This window comes from Hoylesella timonensis 4401737 = DSM 22865 = JCM 15640 (genome assembly GCF_000455445.1).
Lineage (GTDB): Bacteria > Bacteroidota > Bacteroidia > Bacteroidales > Bacteroidaceae > Prevotella > Prevotella timonensis.
Window position 1 is genome coordinate 229,127 of record NZ_HG417091.1, and the last position, 22,119, is coordinate 251,245.

General features: G+C 41.3%; 16 protein-coding genes and 1 tRNA gene. 8 read left to right on the forward strand and 9 right to left on the reverse strand.

The annotated features are described in order from the left end of the window. Positions 1-139 precede the first annotated feature (139 nt). The gene (locus tag BN35_RS02995; RefSeq protein WP_028900946.1) at positions 140-538 is read right to left on the reverse strand and encodes an START-like domain-containing protein; all 399 of its coding nucleotides are present in this window, start codon (positions 536-538) and stop codon (positions 140-142) included. Between the two features lie 132 nt (positions 539-670). Here BN35_RS02995 and BN35_RS03000 point away from each other — a divergent pair. Then, positions 671-747, forward strand: a tRNA-Met gene (locus BN35_RS03000). Positions 748-1,833: 1,086 nt separating this feature from the next. Further along, complete coding sequence (locus BN35_RS03010; protein ID WP_025071960.1) at positions 1,834-3,981, forward strand: M3 family metallopeptidase; 2,148 nt, start codon at positions 1,834-1,836, stop codon at positions 3,979-3,981. A 172-nt stretch (positions 3,982-4,153) separates the two neighbouring features. Here BN35_RS03010 and BN35_RS03015 read toward each other — a convergent pair whose 3' ends face one another. The 4 genes from BN35_RS03015 to BN35_RS03030 are packed head-to-tail and all read right to left on the reverse strand — an operon-like array spanning position 4,154 to position 7,297. Next, complete coding sequence (locus BN35_RS03015; protein ID WP_025071961.1) at positions 4,154-5,377, reverse strand: acyloxyacyl hydrolase; 1,224 nt, start codon at positions 5,375-5,377, stop codon at positions 4,154-4,156. A 60-nt stretch (positions 5,378-5,437) separates the two neighbouring features. Continuing rightward, positions 5,438-6,016, reverse strand: a complete 579-nt coding sequence (rsmD, locus tag BN35_RS03020) for a 16S rRNA (guanine(966)-N(2))-methyltransferase RsmD (protein WP_025071962.1) — start codon at positions 6,014-6,016, stop codon at positions 5,438-5,440. 2 nt (positions 6,017-6,018) lie between these two features. After that, positions 6,019-6,834 (reverse strand): DUF3822 family protein, encoded by an 816-nt coding sequence (locus tag BN35_RS03025; protein WP_028900947.1) that lies wholly within the window; start codon positions 6,832-6,834, stop codon positions 6,019-6,021. Continuing rightward, positions 6,815-7,297 (reverse strand): hypothetical protein, encoded by a 483-nt coding sequence (locus BN35_RS03030; RefSeq protein WP_025071963.1) that lies wholly within the window; start codon positions 7,295-7,297, stop codon positions 6,815-6,817. The genes BN35_RS03025 and BN35_RS03030 overlap by 20 nt, the downstream gene beginning before the upstream one ends. Before the next feature lie 186 nt (positions 7,298-7,483). Between BN35_RS03030 and BN35_RS03035 the strand changes: the two genes are divergently transcribed. After that, a complete protein-coding gene (locus tag BN35_RS03035; protein ID WP_028900948.1) occupies positions 7,484-8,938 on the forward strand; it encodes an ATP-dependent DNA helicase in 1,455 nt (484 codons plus the stop codon). A 36-nt stretch (positions 8,939-8,974) separates the two neighbouring features. Beyond that, entirely contained in the window at positions 8,975-9,637 is a 663-nt protein-coding gene (locus BN35_RS03040; RefSeq protein WP_028900949.1) for a SprT-like domain-containing protein, read from the forward strand. Between the two features lie 163 nt (positions 9,638-9,800). Here the strand turns inward: BN35_RS03040 and cls are convergent, their stop codons facing one another. Further along, on the reverse strand, positions 9,801-11,225 hold the full coding sequence (gene cls, locus BN35_RS03045) for a cardiolipin synthase (protein ID WP_025071964.1): 1,425 nt from the start codon (positions 11,223-11,225) through the stop codon (positions 9,801-9,803). A gap of 145 nt (positions 11,226-11,370) precedes the next feature. Next, complete coding sequence (gene dnaG, locus BN35_RS03050) at positions 11,371-13,347, reverse strand: DNA primase (protein WP_025071965.1); 1,977 nt, start codon at positions 13,345-13,347, stop codon at positions 11,371-11,373. Positions 13,348-13,908: 561 nt separating this feature from the next. Between dnaG and BN35_RS03055 the strand changes: the two genes are divergently transcribed. From BN35_RS03055 to BN35_RS03065, 3 genes are all read left to right on the forward strand, one after another. Beyond that, entirely contained in the window at positions 13,909-14,778 is an 870-nt protein-coding gene (locus tag BN35_RS03055) for an electron transfer flavoprotein subunit beta/FixA family protein (RefSeq protein WP_008122874.1), read from the forward strand. Positions 14,779-14,900: 122 nt separating this feature from the next. Next, complete coding sequence (locus tag BN35_RS03060; protein WP_025071966.1) at positions 14,901-15,923, forward strand: electron transfer flavoprotein subunit alpha/FixB family protein; 1,023 nt, start codon at positions 14,901-14,903, stop codon at positions 15,921-15,923. Between the two features lie 69 nt (positions 15,924-15,992). After that, positions 15,993-17,720, forward strand: coding sequence for an acyl-CoA dehydrogenase family protein (locus tag BN35_RS03065; RefSeq protein WP_025071967.1), 1,728 nt, complete (start codon positions 15,993-15,995; stop codon positions 17,718-17,720). 76 nt (positions 17,721-17,796) lie between these two features. Here the strand turns inward: BN35_RS03065 and BN35_RS03070 are convergent, their stop codons facing one another. Beyond that, on the reverse strand, positions 17,797-18,732 hold the full coding sequence (locus tag BN35_RS03070; RefSeq protein WP_025071968.1) for an endonuclease/exonuclease/phosphatase family protein: 936 nt from the start codon (positions 18,730-18,732) through the stop codon (positions 17,797-17,799). A 185-nt stretch (positions 18,733-18,917) separates the two neighbouring features. Continuing rightward, entirely contained in the window at positions 18,918-21,080 is a 2,163-nt protein-coding gene (locus BN35_RS03075) for a helix-turn-helix domain-containing protein (RefSeq protein ID WP_028900951.1), read from the reverse strand. A 270-nt stretch (positions 21,081-21,350) separates the two neighbouring features. On the opposite strand from BN35_RS03075, the gene BN35_RS03080 reads away from it, so the two are divergent. Beyond that, positions 21,351-21,833, forward strand: coding sequence for a ferritin (locus tag BN35_RS03080; protein ID WP_025071969.1), 483 nt, complete (start codon positions 21,351-21,353; stop codon positions 21,831-21,833). The last annotated feature ends 286 nt before the right edge of the window (positions 21,834-22,119 follow it).

Below are 22,119 nucleotides of genomic sequence, written 5' to 3' on the forward strand. Positions count from 1 at the left end.
AATTAGTACAAAAAAACAAGAAAAGGCTCTATTTGTAATTTTTTATATTCCGTAATCGCCCTTCATTTCTTTCATCTCCCTTGTCTATGAGGTGTTAGAAAGTAAATCTCCATGAGGGCTTGTGCAAGACCTCTGCGCCCTAAAGCCCACTGAATTGATGTAATCTGTCCAGATTATCAGCCCATAAGTCTTCCATGGTATCAATGTCGTCAGGCTCCGCAAAGTCGGTAATGAACAAGACATAATTGTCGGAAATGCTACTTTTCTCCATGCGAAGTTCCAAGAAAGCATTGGGATCTTCTTCGTCTGTCCACTTCAAACGGATATAGTGATATTTCACTTTCTTGGCAATAGTCGCCATCCTGCTATCATGGCTGCTCTGTAAGTCTCCCCAAATGAAGTGTAGCTTTTTGCCTTCTTCCTGTATCTCATCGGCTATCCAGCGTGACAGCTTGTCGGTATCACTGATGATGCTCCATATTCTGTCTTTTGAATTGGACTGCAGTTCTCTCTCAATTAGGACTTGTTGTTTTGACATTTTTCGTTGCTTTATAGATAAAAAGTTCACTTGGTACAAATATACTAAAATAATTTGGGATAAAATAAAAACTTATTTTTTTTGTGAGATTAAAAAGATTGTATTATCTTTGCAGCCGAATTGAAAAGACATGGCGGGATAGCTCAGCTGGTTAGAGCGCATGATTCATAATCATGAGGTCACCGGTTCAATCCCGGTTCCCGCTACCAAGTCATAAAATTTATCGTCAGAGGTGTTGCAACAATGTTGTGAACACCTTTATTTTTTCTACACTCATCTTCTCTTCTTGCCACGGACACTTGGGCTGCTTGCACTCATTTTATTTGTTCAGTTTGTACTTTTCCCTAATTTTGTGCCTATGGCGTACTTTTAACCTGCTCAAAACAACTTGCTAATTGTAATGTTCGACAGTTACTTTTTATGGCATAAAAAGGCTCGATGAATTTAAGAAAATGTAAATATAATATCATAAAAAACGCCTTCTCAAAATCTTTGAAATAGAAAATTTTAGTCCTTTGAAAAGGCACTTCAACGGGTGAATTTGACGAAAAATAGTCCTTTTCTGCGTTACTATCATGCTATAAGTGGCTTGATCCATTGACTTAATCGGCTTGAAACAAACAGTTAGTGTGGCAAAGTTAATGTAACAAGCGGCTTATCTCCATGACTTAATACGACTAAGTAATGCTTTTAGTGTCTTTCTTCGTGCGATTTTTAAGTAGGATTTCTATAAGTTTCTGATATTCAGATGTTTGCTTTCCTTGCTCATTTCTCGCGTATTTGGAGGCGATGGACGTTGTCGTGGAAAATATTTGAGTTTTGAAAGGGCATTTGTCCGTATTTTTCGAATTTTTTTTCTTCTGTTTTTTCGTGATAACGTTGATAGTTTTTTCTTATGAAACAATGCTGTCTGGATGTTTCATCATTAGCCTCGTTGTCATGGACTACTTGCTTTGCTGGTGGTCTTTTCTCTCTCAATGATAGGGAGGATATGTAATAGGTGCAAAAATCAGATGATGCGTAAATGGTGTGGGCATCCAAAAAATATGTTAGTATAAGGGCTGAAATGGCAAACCTAATTTCATTGATGAGCCGTTGTATCATGTTTTTGGTGATTACTTTTACAACTTTTCCTGTAAAAAGTACTTAATAGTTTGAAAAATATAAAAAAGAAAGATTTATTTTCGAATATTATACGTATATTTACCATTCATAAGACTTGCAGACGAGTCATGCTATGCTCATGATTTTTCGAGACATTTACAAGCATTTTTTTACAACTAATAATATCAATTATGCATCACCATTTTAAGAAATCAATATTAAGAATTGGAATGTTATGTGCAGCTGTGTGCGTTGGCACGTTGATGAGCTGTAACGACAAGAAAGGAGCCGATTTGGAAAACAACCCATTGATGACTGAGAGCACACTACCTTTTGGTGCTCCAGACTTTAGTAAGATTAAGGCAGAACACTACTTACCTGCCATGAAGGCTGGTATTGAAGAGCAGCGCAAAGCAATTAAAAGCATTGTGGAGAATAAGGACAGTGCCACATTTGAGAACACTATCTTGGCATACGAAAAGAGCGGTGTTCTTTTAGATCGTGTGACGAGTATCTTCTTCGCTTTGACAAGTGCTGACAAAACGCCCGAAATAGAAAAAGCGGAAGACGAAGCAATCCCATTGTTGACAGCTTTTGAAAATGAAGTCTCATTCAACCAGCCCTTCTTTGAGCGCGTTAAATATGTGTACGATCACGAATACAACCAGCTGAAGGGTGAAGATAAAAAGCTTTTAGAAGAAACCTACAAAGGTTTTGTACGTTCGGGAGCTCTCCTGCCAGCAGATAAGAAGAAGCGAATGGAGGAAATCAACAACCGTATCGCAAAACTTCAGCAAGATTTTGGAAATATGTTGCCCAAGTCTACCAATGAGGCAGCAGTCTGGGTAGATAAGAAGGAAGACTTAGCAGGATTGAGTGAAGCCGACATTGCACAGTGCAAAAAAGATGCAGAAAGTCGTGATAAGAAATCTCCTTATTGTATTGTGATCACCAACACTACGCAACAGCCTATCTTGACCAATCTTGAAAATCGCGCATTACGCGAAAAGGTGTATAACGCATCTATCCATCGTGCGGACGGTACGAACGACTTTAATACGCTGCCGTTAGTTGTCGAAATTGCAAAGTTGCGTGCTGAGAAGGCTGAACTAATGGGTTATAAGAACTATGCAGCCTATTCTTTAGACAATACCATGGCGAAGAATACGGCTCAAGTAGATGCGTTCTTAAAACAACTGATTAGTGCTTATACGCCAAAGGCAGATGAAGAGACGAAAGCGATAGAGGAATATGCGCGCAAGACACAAGGTACCGATTTTCAATTGCAGCCTTACGATAGATTCTTTTACTCTGCTAAGATGAAGAAAGAGAAGTTTAACTTCTCGGAAGATGAGGTGAAACCTTACTTTAACATCGATAGCGTATTAGTAAATGGGGTGTTCTATGCCGCTCATCGCGTCTACGGCATCTCTTTCAAAGAGCGTACAGATTTGCCTACCTATCACAAGGACATGAAGGTTTTTGATGTGCTTGACAAAGATGGAAAGCAACTTGCCCTTTTCTATGTTGACTACTTCCGCCGTCCAACCAAGCGAGGAGGAGCATGGATGAGTTCATTTGCAAAACAGAGTAAATTGAGAAATCAGTTACCTATTATATATAATGTGTGTAATTTTGCTAAAGCTCCCGAAGGGAAACCAACCTTGCTTAGCTGGGACGAAGTAACGACAATGTTCCATGAGTTTGGACATGCCTTACATGGAATGTTATCCAACTGTGAGTATAACACGCTGAGTGGTACTGCTGTGACACGTGACTTTGTGGAGATGCCTTCACAATTTAATGAGTTTTTTGCGGTGGTTCCAGAGGTTTTTGCCAACTACGCAAAACATTATAAAACTCAACAGCCTATGCCAAAAGAGCTGAAAGAGAAGATGCTCAACTCTATTACTTTCCATTCGGCATACGCATTAGGAGAAAACTTAGCAGCAACCAGTTTGGATTTGGCATGGCATCAGTTAGCTTCCAATCAGATTCCAACTGCCGACAAGGCTTTGGCGTTTGAAACAAAGGCTTTAACTGATATAGGTTTGTTGAATCCGCAGATACCTCCTCGTTATTCAACGTCCTACTTCAACCATGTATGGGGTGGCGGCTATGCAGCTGGCTACTATAGTTATCTGTGGTCTGAAGTCTTAGCAGCTAATATTGCAGATTACTTTGAGTCGCATGGGGCGTTGAAGCCAGAAGTAGGTCAAGCTTTCCGTGACAAGGTGTTGAGCAGAGGTAACACTGGCGACTTGTTGCAGATGTTTAGTGACTTTACAGGACTGAAAGCTCCAGACGCAAAAGCATTGCTCAAGGCAAGAGGTTTGTAACCATTAAAGTTGATATGATAAAAATGAGGTGTGTTCCAGAAAAGAACACACCTCATTTTTATTGGTACGATGAATGGCTTAGTCTAACTCTTCTTGTGAATTGCCTTCTTAATAGAAGATTTTGCTTGTAGTTGTTTGAGTTCTGTGTTGATGGATACTTCAAAAATCAATGTTATCTTTTCTTTTTCTGGAAGTGATAGCCAAGACCGAGCATTAAATGATTAGGAGTTTGGAAGTTGTAAAGACTGTACCCGATGTTTAGAAACAGTCTGTTCGTGATGTTAGTCTTGAGGGCAAGAACTTGATACCATCCATTTAGTTCGCCTTTCGCATTGATAATATTTCTACCGATACCTGCTTGAATGGTGAAATACGGCATTACAAATTCGGCTCTCCCTGAAAGTCCTAAAGCGATTTGCTTTGTAAATGTTGGTTGCGCCAAGTGTTCAAAATCATTAGCTGGCTGACCAGCCTCAACGATATAATCTTCTATATATAAATTTGCACTGCTGTCATACACCCCATCGAGCGAAATTCCTACATTCAACCATGGATTTAGATGATATAGTGGTGTGAAAGAGAAGCCTCCCACTTGATATGTTTTGGGAAGAGCAACCGCTTTATCTCCCAGCATCAACCCTTTTTTGCGCCATGCTCCGTACAACATGAAGTCATAGGAGATATGTCTTTGGAAGGTAGGGCGTGGTAAGAGGATGGCTGTCTCTTCAGTTGGGCGGTGAATATAATAGGCTAAACTGATTCTACCGCCTGCAATATTTAAGCCACCGTTAGGTATGGTGGTGTTTCCATTCGAGAAGTGACTCAAAGAGAGTCCTGCATTAAGGTCGAATTGTTTAGATAATTGCCATTTCAAATAAAGATCTGCGTTCAGATAGGCGGTAATTTTTGAGCCAATGACTCGATTTTCAGGATTGTCTGTTTCATGGTAAGGATGCCAGCCAGTCGTGAGACCAAAGTTCCATTCATAGTTTAACGATAAGGCGTTTGTCAGTTGTTTAACTTTAGCACCCTGAAAAATAAAAACAGAAAGTGGATTTCCTAATTGCGGATTGAAATTATGATAAGCCACCCCGATACCTTGGTACACACCTTTGTACATCTGTGCTTGCTGACTTGTTGTTGGAGGCTGAAACGCATACTTCAATCGGGTGGTGAAAGCGTGGTTCATGGTTCGCTTTTCTATATTATCCCCTTTCAAATAGGCGTTGGTGTGAAGTATGGTGGAAGGGACAACGTCTAATTCTATGCGATGAATGACTTTGCTCTTTTCTTGCAAAGTATCTATCTGATTTGCAGATACATCTACAAAGAAGAACATCAAGACAAAGAGCGCCAAACATTGCTTGGTTTGTGCAGTAAAATGCCAACTCATCATAAGATTAATGTACTTTAAGTAATTGACAACGGTCATGATACTGGGAGAATGGAGCGGTTATCATGGTTGAATCTCATGATTATTTTCTTTTCCTTCAACATTTTGCACGCATTGAAAGATAGAAAAATTGACGCTGCCATAATGACGATGTTCTACAAACTCTGGCAAATTGGTAAACTCATCCTTTTTCCCATGTTCGAAAACGAAGACGCCATTTTCTTTTAACAGTCCATGTTGTAAAACCAGTTTTGGTATTTCTTTAAGCTCAGGCAGTGCATAAGGTGGGTCCGCAAAAATGAAATCGAATGTCTGGTGACAGCTCTTGATGAAGCGAAAGACATCGGTTCTAATCAAAACGTCTTGTTGTGTACCCAATTTCTCCATACACTGTTGAATAAATTTTGCATGGTCACGGTCAGCTTCTACACTCACAACTTGTGTGCAACCACGAGAGAGTAATTCCAAAGAGATGCTGCCAGTACCAGCAAACAGGTCAAGTGCTGTTTTTCCCTCTAAGTCAATGTACCGATTTAGCACGTTAAAAATACTCTCTTTAGCAAAGTCTGTGGTTGGACGAGCTTTGAAAGTGCGAGGAATCTCAAAGTGTCTTCCTTTATATTTTCCTGTGATGATACGCATTATTATCCTTTTAGAAATAGGGTGATTAAGTCAAATGAAATCCCTTTAATCATGGTGATTGGCGCACGATTAAATTCAGCAACGGGGTTCACGTAATACACTTTTTGTAGATATCGTCGTAAGGATTCGCTCAACTTCTCTCGTTCGGGAATATCCCCAACAAGATGTAGTTCATCTTTCTCGCAGTCCAACGCTAATATCTTCCATGTATATAAAATGAAATAGATGGAGTCATTGGCATTCGGAACATGGAACGTGTTGTAAAACTTAATTCTATTTTGCTTGAAACAAAAGATGTCAACCTTCTTATCGTGAAAGTATGCATAAAGTTTTTGATGCGAACCTGTGAAGCTACGCTTGTGAAGATAACTCCAAACGGGTTGGGACACGGGAAAAAATCTCACATCATTGAAATGATCGGTCATGACCATTTTCAAGTCTTTGTTCACGGAGAAAACAGCTACAGCATTGAGATTGGGTAGTACGGCGTGCAACACAGCCTCGTCTTCACGACCTGTAAAAGTGTGTTGGTACATACATTCCATCTCTTCTTGACGAAACTCTTCGGTGGGAACAAGCATCACTGGCGCATCAATCATCACTTGTGCTCGTTGATAACCTCGGTTAAGAAGGTCACTCTCAATGAAGGCTTCACGCAAATTAGCTGCCAATGATATTCCACTTCTAATGACGTATGGCTCGAATGCCAACTGACTTTCTTCAGCATTGTCAACGACTGAAAAACTTAGCGATTGTGGACTGATTCTGAAAACCAATCGTGCTTTTGATATAAGTGTGTTATTCCCAGTTTCCTGCATTGTTATTTGGTGTTTGAAGGTCGCCTATCTTTAATCCTGGATAACGTCCAGCAGAAAGTTCATTCTCTATTAGTTCCTGAACAAATGACTTGTTGAGACCTTGTAAAAAGTCTGTATATTTGGCTCTACATTCCATCAGTGGTATTTGTTTCCCTGATGGAGAGAGCTGCATCGATGTTTCCAATTCAAACTTTTGACGATTTGTAAATGGAATAAATTGTAGTGAGTCTGCCAAATATCCGTACTGTATCAGAGAGTCGAATGAAGCGGTATAACTGCCTGTCTTCGCACGGTACTTTTCTTCTGCCAGTCTTATTTGCACTAAATAGTGCTTTACGCTGGTTTCTCTTTCAGTCTGTTGGTTGCTGAAAGCAATAGGACTGTAAATGCTCAAGACACAGATAAGAGCAAGGACTCCTACACAGCAGGTCAGTAAATAATTATGCTTAATTTTGACTTTCATAGGTCAGCCTTTTGTTGTATCTTTGCAGAAGCTGCGATGCCTCTCAATTCAAACAGCGTGAGTTGTAAGTTACATTGCCTGCATCTTTTTTACATCACATGTGGTGTTCATCCTTGCAAAAGTACAAAATACTTTCCAATAAAGAGATAAATCGGTTAAATTCTCATATTTTCACTGTTTGAAATCATGCTTATAGACGAACTCATTTTCCAGATAATCCAACAATTTGAACTTCAGCCCACCACTGAACAAACACATGTGTTGACACAATTTGCTCATTTTATGATGGATGAAGACCCGCATGTGGTAATGATTTTTTGTGGAAGTGCTGGTACTGGAAAGACTTCTTTAGCAAGTGCTATCGCTCGAACCATGGTGAAATTAGAGCAAAAAGTAATGCTGTTGGCTCCTACTGGACGTGCTGCCAAAGTTTTCTCTGTTCATAGCGGTCAACCTGCTTATACCATTCATCGGCAAATCTACAGACAGAAATCTTTCGACAGTGATGGTGGTGTGTTCAATCTCAATTTTAATCGGTACAGTGATACGTTGTTTATGGTAGACGAAAGTTCGATGATTGCAAACCAAGGTCAAATGGAATCATCGTTTGGAAGTGGTTGTTTGCTCGATGATTTGGTGCAATTCGTGTACAGCGGACGCAATTGTCGAATGATTTTAATGGGAGATGCTGCCCAATTATCACCCATTGGGGAAGAACAATCGCCTGCGCTATCGTCCAATTTTATGGAAGGATATGGACTAAAAGTGTACGAGTGCCATTTAGATAATGTGCTCCGTCAAAGCGAAGAAAGTGGGATATTGTACAACGCTACGCTTATTAGAACCCATATCATGCGAGATGAATTAACACAATTACCCCAAATTCATTTCAATACGTTTGCTGATATTGTGGTTGTTCCCGGCAACGAGATCATCGAAACGCTCAACTCAAGTTATTCGGAAGTAGGCGTTGATGAGACTATGGTTATTACACGGAGTAACAAGCGGGCGCACATTTACAATCAAGGAATACGCCAAACCATCTTGGGGAGTGAGGAAGAATTGTCAACAGGCGACATGTTGATGATTGTGCGTAATAACTATCATTGGGTGCAGCCACCAGCAAACAATGAAGAACAGGACACGACAAGCATGACCTTTTTGGCTAATGGAGACCGTGCTATGGTGCAACGTGTGCGAAACATTCGTGAGTTGTATGGTTTCCGATTTGCAGATGTGTGGTTACAGTTTCCTGACTATAATGACTATGAGCTTGAGGCAACCATTATCTTGGATAGTCTTCATACGGAAGCCCCTGCCTTGTCACGCGAACAAAATGAACGTTTGTTTAATGAAGTGCTGACAGACTATGCGGATATACCTCGAAAACAAGACCGTCTCAAGAAGCTTCGTGAAGATATTTTTCTTAATGCCGTTCAAGTAAAGTACGCTTATGCCATTACCTGCCATAAGGCACAAGGCGGACAATGGGCTCATGTTTACGTGGATCAAGGATATATGACGGATGAGATGTTGTCGCCAGATTATTTGCATTGGCTCTACACTGCCTTTACAAGGGCTACAGAAAAGTTGTACTTGGTGAATTGGCCAAAGTCTCAAACCTTTGAAAACAACGTTTAATAGATATGTTGATGTTTTTATAAATTGTAAGTAACAATGATAGATGAGCTTTGGTTAGAGAAATGGTTTCACACCTTCAATCATTCTTATTTTGAAGATATATTACCGCTACCACGTTTGCAGGTGTCTTCATCTCGAACGCAGTTGGGGAGTATGTCGTGTAAGCGAAAGCTCACTTGGCGTGGCATCACGACCTATGATTACGTGATTAGAGTCAGCAATTATTACGTCCAAACAGAACGACAATATCAGAATGTGCTTCTGCACGAGATGATACATTATTATATCTCCTACAAAGGAATTTGCGATACGTCACCCCATGGTAAGGTTTTCTGTCAGATAATGCACAAACTGAATCAGACATATGGATGGGAGATACATGTGAGTTCCAGATGTAAAGCGATGATTCCTGCTGCCAAAACAAACAAGAAACGGTCGTATCTAATACTTTTTACGGAGGTAGATAGTCGTGGTTGTTACTTGTCTGTAGTGCATCCTCATTATTTTGGAACTCTTGCTCAAAGTCTAAGTCGAATACCTGCTGTCAAGAAATACTGTTGGTACACATCGTCCGATTCGTATTTTTCTGACTTTCCCACCGTAAGAACGTTGAGAGGTAGGAAACTATCACGGGCTGAATGGGAAAAAATAGCAGGAAAGTTAAAGCCGCTTGACATCCGTTCATGCCACACAGGGTAGGGCTGTTCCAGCTTTTCATACCAGTTGATGCCTATTGCTGATTTTCAAAACTATCAACTGTAAATGGCAGATAGCCTTTCATTGATATAAAAACAAAACGGACAGGCTGAACCGTCCAAAAGAAAAAGTTGGGCGATGTGGCTACCTCATGAAGCCCTTTGCTTTATAGTAGTGGTGATAACAGGCGTACTATCGATTCCCACAGGCGGTTGATGAAGGGACGATGGGTAAGATCACTCAGCTTTTCTATCAGTACGCAAGCCTCCTGATCCTTGAAAAATACCTCCTTCATGCGTAAAGCTAATGACTGATCATAAAAGAAAATATTTGCTTCAAGATTGTTTTCGAAACTACGAAAATCGATGTTTGTCGACCCACAAGTACACAAATTGTCATCTGCCACTAACAACTTGGAGTGATTGAAGCCTTCGGTGTACAGGTACACTTTTACTCCTGCTTCTATCATAGTGGAAATATACGACCTACTTGCCCATTCCACAATCTTTACATCACTGTGCTTGGGAAGCATGAGCCGCACGTCAACACCAGCCACAGCTGCTGTTCTTAGGGCAAAAAGCACTGGCTCCGTGGGCAAGAAATAAGGCGTTTCCATATACACGTAGTGTTGGGCTTGTAGCAAAATGCGTACATAACCTTGCATAATTTCGGGCCAAGGAGAGATAGGACTGCTGGTAACTACTTGTGCGATACAGTTGTTGGAGATAGAAGTGTCCAGTGGGGGATAATACTTCTGACTACTAATAAGGGTGCGATTAACAAAATACCAGTCTACCAAGAAAGCCCGCTGAATGCCATAAACAGCCCCTCCTCGAATACGAAGGTGGGTGTCTCGCCAAGGTTGAGATTTACTGCCACGCATATATCGCATCGCAATGTTCATTCCTCCAATAAATCCTATCTTACCGTCAATCACCGCTAACTTACGGTGGTTGCGATAGTTTACCTTCCCAGTGAAAGCAGGAAAGTGAACGGGCATAAACGATCGAACGTCAACTCCACCAGCCCGAAGGCGTTCAAAATATCGTGACGGTACTTTCCAACAGCCCACATAGTCATAAATCATGCGCACTTCCACGCCCTCTGCGGCTTTGTCTATCAGTGCATCTGCAATGAGATTTGTCAATGCGTCGTCTTCAATGATATAGGATTCGATGTGGATATGGTCTTTTGCCTGCCCAATAGCTTTAAGCAAAGCTAAGAAAAAGTCGGCTCCTTCGACAAAGATATCCACCTCATTGTCTTTGAAAGGGAGGGCTGTGTTTTGATTTGTGAAGAGCTGTATCAGTGGTTGGTAGTGTGTAGGAAGTTTCAAATCTTTCTGAACGACAAACTCCAACATCGAACGTTTGGTTAGTTCATCCATGCTGCGCTGGCTCATGGAACGTTCTTTTCGTGTGTTTTGACCAAAGAAGAAATATAAAATAATGCCAACAATGGGGACAAATATCAAGACTAACAACCATGCCATTGTTTTGGATGGTTGTCTATTGTCTAATAAAATCGTGATGATAGTTCCCAACACGATGACAATATAAATGGCAAGGATAATCCAATGAACGTAAATCATGATTTGTTCATTTGAAGATAAAATAGATTGATAGGTCTTAAGTTCATTATTTTAGTGATATTTCTAAATTGGTATTGGAGTATTTATCCTTTTTCCAAAATTGAAAGATGCCCCACAACAAGGTTGCTTATAATACATACATCGCTTACACAATGATGTGGCTACCTAATTTCTTTGCCAGCGCATTACGAATTTGTTGCATGTCCTTGTATTCTGCTACTAATTCTTGTAGTCGTTCCGGGTCATTGGAGACCTGTCCAATCTGTTGCATCAAGTCTTTCAGATGCTGTTCCACATAATCCATGCGGAAGTCCATTAGCAGATGTATCGTATGGTTGCGTAGCGCCTCTTGGGCTTCTGTTGCCAATTGTGCCTCGTCCATGTACTTCATATCAGATGTTGGTTTCTCTTCTGCTATCAGCTGATAGCGGTCTGTACTCATTTCTGTAGCCAGTTTGCTGACTTCAATATCTTCATGATGAATGAAATACGATTCGGCTACAAAACCCTCCTCACCGCTATGTTCTACAGCTTCGGTCAATATTCGATTTGAAATTTCGTGGTCAAAATGCAAATTATCTTCCCGCAGAGAGTAGTCAATGAATTGGGCAACCGTTAGGTCGAAGAGTTGATGATTCTCATCTTCTACTTGCTCCAAAACCAATTGCTCGCCTTTTCTGATGATGAGTTGTACCAACATTTTTTCCACTTGTGATGCTTGCTCCATGGGCTGAGCCGTTGGTAGTTGAGGCGTTGGCGTGGAAGTGTTGAGTGCTTCTATTTGTCGCCTTTCCTCTTTGGACATTTCTTCCCTGTAATTTCTGATGTATCGGTTCATGGTATTAATCAGCGTCTCTTCTTTCATACCAATGCGTCTGGCACAGTCTTGCGCATAGGTATCTCTTAAAACCTGATTGGGAACCACTGCAATGCTTTTAATAATAGAGTTGATTCCTTCCGATCGCTTATAGGGATCGGTCTCATTTTTCACCAATAAATCGGTCTTAAACTGTATAAAGTCTGTTTGGTGTTGTTCGATATAAGTCTTCAAGTCTTCTGCTGTATGTTTCCGAGCAAAGCCATCAGGGTCTTCTCCATCGGGCAGCAACAGTATTTTGATGTTCATTCCTTCGCTCAGCAGCATGTCCATTCCTCGAAAGGCGGCATGGATACCTGCAGCATCACCGTCGTAGAGCAGGGTGATATTCGATGTGAAGCGATGCAAGATGTGTATTTGATGCAGGCTGAGTGCTGTTCCCGAGTTGGCTACCACGTTCTCAATGCCGCATTGGTGCATGGAGATAACATCAGTATATCCCTCTACCATGTACACCCAGTCTTCTTTGGCAATGGCTTTTTTGGCTTGATAGATTCCGTACAGCTCACGGTCTTTCTGGTAAATCTCTGAAGCTGGAGAGTTGACGTATTTCTGGTTTACCCCTTTGGTGCGTGCATCAAGCACACGACCACCAAAGCCCACTACTTTTCCATTGAGTCCTATCCAAGGAAAGATAACCCGACCAGCGTACCTATCGATAAGATCGCCACGATCGTTTTGATAGCAAATTCCTGTCTTTATCAAGAATTCTTTTTGATATCCCTTGCCAAGAGCAGCTTGCGCCAAAGCAAGTCGGTTGGGTAGGTCGTAACCCAACTGAAACTTTTGAATGATGTCATCTCTGAAGCCACGATTTCTAAAATATTGCATCCCGATGGCTTGACCGTCAGGATGATGATGCAACAAGTCACTGAAATAGCTGGCAGCCCATTCGTTGACAATGAACATGGATTCGCGTTCGCTTTGTTCTCGCCGCTCTTCATCGCTCATTTCACGTTCTTGTATCTCGATATGATATTTACGAGCTAACCACCGCAAGGCTTCGGGATAAGTCATCTGTTCGTGTTCCATGATGAAACTAACAGAATTTCCTCCTTTTCCACAACCAAAACAGTGACAGGTGCCACGGGCTGGCGATACGAAAAACGAAGGTGTCTTTTCGTTATGGAATGGGCATAGACCTTTGTAGTTGGCACCACTCTTGCGGAGAGTGACAAATTCGCCAACAACATCTACAATATTTGCAGCATCCTTAATTCGTTCAACCGTAACTCTGTCTATCATATCATTAATAAAGTGTCGCTTTCAAATAATTCCTTAGGTTCTTTAGAGACGGAATCGTGTCTAAATTTGATGCAAAAACGCTGCGACAAATCTTTGGTATGTTTGCTGCGCTTGTTGCGTTAATGCACATTTACTGCAAAGATATATATAAAAAAGTAATAATGGAAAAAATGCGTGATAAAACATTTTTCGTTTGCTCTTTTCGTGGGGTAGAGGTAAAAATGTATTTGATGGCATGCGCTTGGTGGCAGTAACGTGTTGTTTATAGGTATGTCATTGAGCAAGGAACTCATATCATTAGGACACCAAAACAAACTGTTTTGATGAGGAAAACAGGCTGTTCTCCACTACAAAATAGACTGTTTTAGTGTGTTGTTGGGATGAGTTGTAGCGACTATTCTTTTGGCTTATCTTTGTGAAGAAATGCGCATTTCTTTCTTATTTGTGCAATTAAGTAATCATTTATTTTGCGGACACTTAAAAAGTTCGTATTTTTGTGACGAGCTATTACCTTTTCGAGGGTGTATTTATCAATAAAATTTATCACATAAAATAATATCTATGAAGTTGAAAATTGTCGTACTTGCCAAGCAAGTACCAGACACAAGAAACGTGGGAAAGGATGCTATGACAGAAGCAGGAACAGTAAATCGTGCCGCTCTGCCAGCCATTTTTAACCCCGAAGATCTGAATGCCTTGGAACAGGCACTGCGCCTAAAAGAACAAAATCCAGGCTCTACGGTGGGTGTGCTGACGATGGGACCTCCTCGAGCAGGTGAAATTATACGTCAGGGATTGTACCGTGGTGCAGATACGGGTTGGTTGTTGACCGACCGTTTGTTTGCAGGTGCTGACACATTAGCCACTTCTTATGCGCTTGCCACTGCCATTAAGAAAATAGGTGATGTAGACTTAGTGATTGGAGGTCGACAAGCGATTGATGGCGACACGGCGCAAGTAGGGCCGCAGGTGGCACAAAAGTTAGGGCTTCATCAGGTTACTTACGCAGAAGAAATCATTAAAGTGGAGGACGGAGTGGCTACCATTCGACGCCAAATAGATGGTGGGGTAGAAACGGTTGAGGCCCCTTTACCTGTCGTAGTGACGGTGAATGGCAGTGCGGCTCCTTGTCGTCCTTGTCATGCAAAACTGGTCATGAAGTACAAGTACGCCACTTGTCCGTTAGAGCGTAAAGGCGATGAAGCATGGAGTGCGCTGTATGAAAAGCGTCCCTATTTAACGCTTACCCAATGGTCTGTGGCAGATGTGGACGGTGACCCAGCACAATGCGGTCTCTCTGGTTCGCCTACGAAGGTGAAAGCAGTACAAAATATTGTGTTTCAGGCAAAGGAGAGCAAGACGCTTACGGCAGCAGATAAGGATGTAGAAGCGTTGATGAAAGAGTTGATTGACGAAAAGATTATTGGATAAGTTTTTAGTTTGTCAGTTTTTTAGTTTTTAAGTTAAAAAACAAAATTGCCTCTTGCTAAGGTTTTTTGTACTTAGAGAACTTAAAAACTCATAAACTCAAAAACTTATAAACTTAAATGTATATGAACAACGTATTTGTATATTGTGAGATAGAAGGTACAACTGTTGCCGAAGTATCTCAAGAATTGCTCACCAAGGGGCGCAAGCTGGCTACTCAGTTAGGTGTAGAGTTGCATGCCATGGCGATAGGTACTGGAATTAAAGGTAATGTAGAATCGCAAATTTTGCCTTACGGTGTCGATAAATTATTTGTGTTTGAGGGCGAAGGATTATCACCTTATACCTCAGCACCTCATACCGATATCATGGTAAAACTGTTTGAAAACGAGCAACCACAGATTTGTTTAATGGGCGCTACCGTGATAGGTCGAGACCTTGGACCACGCGTATCCTCCTCGTTGACCAGTGGATTGACAGCCGACTGTACAGAACTTGAGATTGGTGATTACGAAGACCGCAAAGCCAAACGAGTATATAAAAACTTGCTGTATCAAATTCGCCCCGCTTTTGGAGGAAACATCGTAGCAACGATTGTCAACCCAGATCATCGGCCACAAATGGCTACTGTTCGTTCGGGGGTAATGCAAAAAGCACTCTATGATGGTAAGGCGAGAGGTGAAGTGGTTTACCCCGTGGTGACAGAATATGTGTCTCCTGCCGCTTATGCTGTACGAGTAATCGAGCGACATGTCGAAGAACCGAAGCATAACCTCAAGGGTGCTCCCATCGTAGTAGCAGGAGGATATGGCGTAGGAAGCAAAGAGGGATTCAATCTCTTGTTTGAATTGGCAGACGTGTTGCATGCCGAGGTTGGAGCGAGTCGTGCTGCTGTGGATGCTGGCTGGATAGATACAGACAGACAGGTGGGACAAACTGGTGTTACGGTGCATCCCAAAGTTTATATTGCTTGTGGCATCTCAGGGCAAATTCAGCATATCTCAGGTATGCAAGATGCAGGAATCATTATCTCTATCAACACCGATCCAGACGCGCCTATCAATAAGATAGCCGACTATGTGATCACGGGTTCTGTGGAGGAAGTAGTACCCAAGATGATGAAATATTATAAAGAAAACAGCAAATAATTAAGAACAGCCTCTCCCTCACACCCTCCCTTTTGGGGAGGGGTAAGGGGAGAGGCTGATTATCAAACTATGTCAAATTACTATACCGACCATCCGGAGATAGCGTTTCATTTAGAACATCCGTTGATGAAGCGCATTGTTGAGCTCAAAGAGCGCAACTATGAAGATCAAGAGCATTTTGAAGATGCTCCAGTAAATTATGAAGATGCCATTGAGAACTACAAACGCATCTTAGAAATCACAGGCGATGTGGCTGCTAATATCATAGAACCCAACTCGGAAGCGGTCGACTTGGAAGGACCACACTTGGAGAATGGGCGCATGAAGTATGCCAGTAAGACGATAGAGAATATAAAAGCTACTCGTCAGGCAGGACTGTGGGGTTTGTCAATGCCACGTAGATATGGTGGATTGAACTTGCCTAATATCACCTTTTCAATGTTGTCGGAAATGATAGCCGCAGCTGATGGCGGTTTTCAAACAGTCTGGTCCTTACAGTCGTGTATTGATACCTTGTATGAGTTTGGAACAGATGAGCAAAGAGAACGATTCATTCCTCGTGTCTGTGAGGGCGCAACTATGTCAATGGACTTAACAGAACCCGATGCTGGTTCGGATCTTCAGCGGGTGATGTTGAAAGCGACGTTCGATGAGAAGAATGATTGTTGGAGGCTCAATGGTGTAAAACGCTTTATTACCAATGGTGACTCGGATATTCATCTCGTGTTGGCACGCTCGGAAGAGGGAACAAAAGACGGTCGTGGCTTGTCAATGTTCATCTATGATAAGCGAGACGGAGGCGTAGATGTGCGCCATATTGAAAACAAATTGGGAATACATGGCTCGCCAACTTGCGAGTTGGTGTACAAGAATGCCAAAGCCGAACTGTGTGGTTCTACAAGGTTAGGGCTTATCAAGTACGTCATGGCGTTGATGAATGGTGCTCGTTTGGGCATTGCGGCGCAGTCTGTTGGTGTGGCGCAAGAAGCATATAACGAAGCTGTGGCATACGCCAAGGAGCGTCAGCAGTTTGGACAACCCATTAATGAGTTCCCTGCTGTGTATGATATGCTATCGCGCATGAAAGCCAAACTGGATGCTGGTAGGTCTTTGTTGTATCAAACAGCAAGGTATGTTGATATTTATAAAGCACTTGAGGACATTCAGCGAGATCGGAAACTCACACCCGAAGAGCGTGCAGAGATGAAGAAATACACGCGTCTGGCAGATGCCTTTACACCTTTAGCTAAGGGAATGAACTCAGAATATGCAAATCAGAATGCTTATGATGCCATTAGTGTACACGGCGGTTCGGGCTTTATAATGGAATACAAGTGCCAACGTTTGTATCGTGATGCACGCATCTTCTCTATCTATGAAGGTACAACGCAAATGCAAGTAGTGGCTGCCATTCGTTATATTATGAACGGTACCTATCTCAATATTATGCGAGAAATGATAGAACAGCCAGTGAGTGAAGCCTTGACTCCTTTGCGTCAAAGGGTTGAAGTGATGCTCAGTCATTACGAAGAGTCTATTGCTTTTGTGAAAGATGCCAACTGTCAAGAGACACAAGACTTCTTAGCACGTAGACTTTACAACATGACTGCCAATCTTGTGATGTCGCTGCTGATACTCGATGATGCCACAAAAGCAGAGAACTTATTTGCTAAGAGTGCTCATGTGTTCGTGCGTCATGCTGAAGAAGAAAATGCAGGACACAGTCTCTTTATTAAGAACTTCACTCCGAGTGCGCTCTCTTATTATCGTACCAATGAGAAAGAAGTAACAGAATAATAATGTCTACTTATCAAAAAAGGCTGCACCATGTAAAGATGTGCAGCCTTTTTTGATAAGTAGGATAAATGACGAATTAGAATTTGCAGGTGCCATACTTCTCGTATCTTATCTTAGCAAGTACGGGATAGTGGTCAGAAGGAAGGCGATGCGTGTACTGTTGGAATTCTAACTCTTTGGGTGCATTTCCCGATTTCAACTTAGGCATCTTCTCATTTGCTGTCCAATAAGCGTCTGTGTGAATGGCATAATTGTTCACTTCGAACTTGTTTGATACGAAAATATGGTCGATTCGGCTCTCTGATTTCATACTCGAATCAAAATCTTGGAATGTTCCATTCTCTGCAAATCGATGTTTTGCTGCCACATATGAATCTTTCAAGATGCCTGACTCGCTGAATATTTTGTAAATTTCATCATGCTGATCGACGTTAAAGTCGCCTGTAAGAATGACAGGGGCATTGTTTCCTGCAATCTCTTTAATCTTTTTAATCACCAATTTTGCAGCCTCACGCCGTGCAATGACACCCACATGATCCATGTGAAGATTAAAGAAATAGAAGGTAAGGTTCGTCTTCCAATCATGAAACTTTCCCCATGTGCAAATCCGAACACATGCAGCATCCCAACCAAGAACAGGCTTGTCTGGCGTTTCATTAAGCCAAAAGTTGCCTTTGTCCAAGCATTTTAACTTGTCCTTCTTATAGAAGATAGCTGAATGTTCGCCTTGTTCCTTTCCATCTTCACGACCAATACCGATATAATCGTACCGATCTAAGCCTCTTTTTAGATCTTCCAATTGATGTTTCAGACCTTCTTGAGTGCCAAATATGTCAGGTTGTTCAAAGTTTAGAAAGTCACATATCACTTGACATCTCTTAGTCCAGCCATTGCCTTCCTGTCGATCGTCCTCGTTGTCATAACGTAGATTATAAGTTGCTACGAATAGATTTTGTGCTTGAATGCACAATGATGCAGTCAAAATAAAAACTGTAAGTGCGTATTTCTTCATTGTTTTATGATTTAATAATTCTGTTTAATGAATACAAAGGTAAATAATCTTCTTGAAAGGTACAAAGGGATAGTTTCCTTTTTCGATAGAGGGAAAGCTTCTCAACCCAGCGAGTTCTTATGTTAGGGAGTTTTCTTATCCAGTCTTCTAACAGCTTTTAACATCTCTTATTCTTTCGCTTGTCTTCATGAGCGATGAAAAGCAGCAATCATGAGGTTAATCTCTTCATAAGTAACCGTTGGTAGGCAAAGTGCTTTAATCGCAGTCCTCCCGTTGTCAATTCCTATCTTTTGAATTACTTGCTGAATATTTTGTATATGTTCTTGCTCCATGAAATCGTTGATGTCGATGACTCCTTCTTTTACAAAATATCCCAAATGCCTATAAATAGTAGAAGTAGTAAGCTTCCTCTCTGTCGCAATCTGTAAGGGTGTGAGTCCACTCTTAAGGAGTTGGAGCGTAATATCCTTTGTATTTTCTTTTTTCTCTTTTTTCTTTTTGGTGCTTTTCGACCGTTGCTGGGAAGTTGGCGAAAGTTCGTCCAATGCCATGAGCAGTGCCTCTTGTTTGGCGCGTAAATAGTTTTCTGTGGTAAATCCGTTGGTGATGACTGTTTGTAATAAGTATTTTTTAGCTAAATACATTTCCCTCAAATCTGTGAGGTAATTGTCCAAACGGCGCATGGCAACTTTATTGTTTGACTTTACTTCCAAGGTTTGCTCAATCAAGTCCTCTAAATAGTGCTTCAGTGTCTTCTTGAAATAGTTAGCACTGGCAACTACTCTTTCAAGGAACTGTGGGTCGTGAATCTGTTCAATCGTTAATTGACTGATATACGTTGTCCATTTGTATGCGATGATATTTACTTTCTCCTGTAGCTCTTTGATGGTGGATTTGTGGATTAAGATGAGTTTAGAATAGCTATGGAAGAACTCTATGAGCAAGCGACAAAGCATCTCTTCAGCTCGCCATATATCCATAAACTGAAACAATTCAATGAGTTGGAAACGCTCATAATCATCCTTTAATCTTGGCAATTGTTCAATACTTTTGCGTGCTTCCTCGTCTTGTCGGTTAATATAATCCGCCACCCCTTGGTCGTTTATAATGGCTTCTGCTGTAATAGGGGAGGCCAATACCAGCCCTTCCAAGGTCTTACATCTACTTAATGCCACATATACCTGCCCAAATGCAAACGATGAACCTGCATCAATAATGGCACGCTCGAAGGTAAGTCCTTGACTTTTGTGTATGGTAATCGCCCATGCCAAGCGCAAGGGATACTGACTAAATGTTCCCTGCACCGTTGGTTCTATCTCCTTTGTCGCTTCATTAATCTTATAAGTAGTGTTTTCCCACGTTTGTTTTTCTACGACAATAGAATGCTCATCGCCAGGGCAGAGTACCTCGATATGACTGTCGTCTAAGTAGATAATGTGTCCAATCTTACCATTATAGAACAAATGCTCTGCTGAGCTATCGTTCTTAATGAACATCACTTGCGCACCCACTTTGAACACTAACGACTCACTTGTAGGATAGGAATATTCTGGAAATGTTCCTTTAATGCTTGCCATGTAATGATAAGCTTTTGCGGTTAACTGTTCCAATTGCATGTCATTATAGCTATCAGCCTTGTTGTTGTGAGTGGTCAGACGGATATATCCCTCTTCCTGTCGGGGCTGAAAGTGAGGTTGATAACGCTCGTTCAGTATCTGTAAATCAGTAGATGATAACGTGTTCTCGCGTAAATGATTGAGAATATTCAGGAAAGTCTCATCTTGTTGTCTATATACCTTTTGAAGTTGAATGGTCACATACGGAGTTTGTTGTAGCGCATGACTGCCAAAAAAGTAGGGGGTATCATAATAAGGGCGTAGCAAGGCTTCATCTGCTGGCGTTACCACGGGTGTAAGCTGTTGCAAATCGCCAATCATGAGCAGCTGTACCCCACCAAAAGGACGGTCGTGCTGTCTGTATCTTCGTAGCACCGCATCAATAGCATCCAGCAAATCACTGCGAACCATACTAATTTCATCAATAATCAGCATGTCAAGTGTTCGAATAATTTTGCGCTTCTCTTTGCCAAAGTTGTATCTCTCACGCACGGTTGCATTGGGTACAAAGGGAGATAGTGGCAACTGGAAAAACGAGTGAATGGTAACACCACCAGCGTTGATGGAAGCAACACCCGTAGGAGCAACCACGATTAAGCGTTTGCCACTGTGTTTTTTCACCATCTTCAAAAAGGTTGTCTTACCTGTTCCAGCCTTACCTGTAAGGAAAATGCTTTGCTCGGTATGCTCTACAAACTCCCAAGCATGCTTTAGTTCTGTATTTTCTTCCATCGTTTTCTGTTGCCACCAACGTCTTTTGACTGTGAATCGTGATTATGCAAAGGTACAGAAAAATAATGATGTCTGCCAATCGGTTGCTTATCTTTCTTTCAATGGGGCATTGACACCTTGTTGCGCAGCATTTTCCAAAGAAACAATGTTAATAACTTGTAATTAGATTTACAAATGTTACAAAAGCTCAAAAATAGCGCTAAAGCCATACAGTTCTGCATTTTTTTTTGTAAGTTTGCAATAAATACATTACATATAAATATTAGACTTATGATTTCAAAAAAATTACAAGATGCTCTCAATGAGCAAATCGTTGCTGAGATATATTCAGCCAATCTATATCTTTCTATGTCTTTCTATATGGAGAAAGAAGGCTTTGAAGGTTTTTCTACTTGGATGAAGAAACAATCTGCTGAAGAGATGGATCACGCATACCAAATGGCAAGCTTCATCATTAAGCGTGGTGGAGAGGCTGTAGTCAATCAGATACCTGCCGTAAAGCAAAAATGGTCTACTCCATTAGAGGCATTTGAAGACACTTATAAGCATGAGTGCCACGTGAGTCAACTGATTGATAAGTTGCTTGAATTGGCAATTTCGGAACACGACAATGCCAGCCAAGACTTCTTGTGGCAGTTTGTTCGCGAGCAAGTAGAAGAGGAAGCGACAGCCAGTGGCATTGTAGATAGGATTAAACGTATGGGCGATTCCGCTATTTTCAACCTTGACCAGCAATACGGTTCACGTGCATAAATAAGTGAGATATTCACCCATATAGCAATAATATGTAGGGGGAATTGCGATTGGCAACACAATCCTTTTCCTCCTTTTCTTTTGTTTTTTCAGCGAACAATTGTAAAGTAAAATGACAAAAAACAGCCACTTTTATTTTTGCGAAATAGAATCAGAATTTCATTAAATGAGCAAAAGAACAGTTGAAAATTTGGGAAAAACTTGCTGTAACATTACAATAGAGTGGTTAATGTAATGACTTTCTGTCGTTAACTCATTAACCTAAGCTTGTTATTCTCATGCTTCT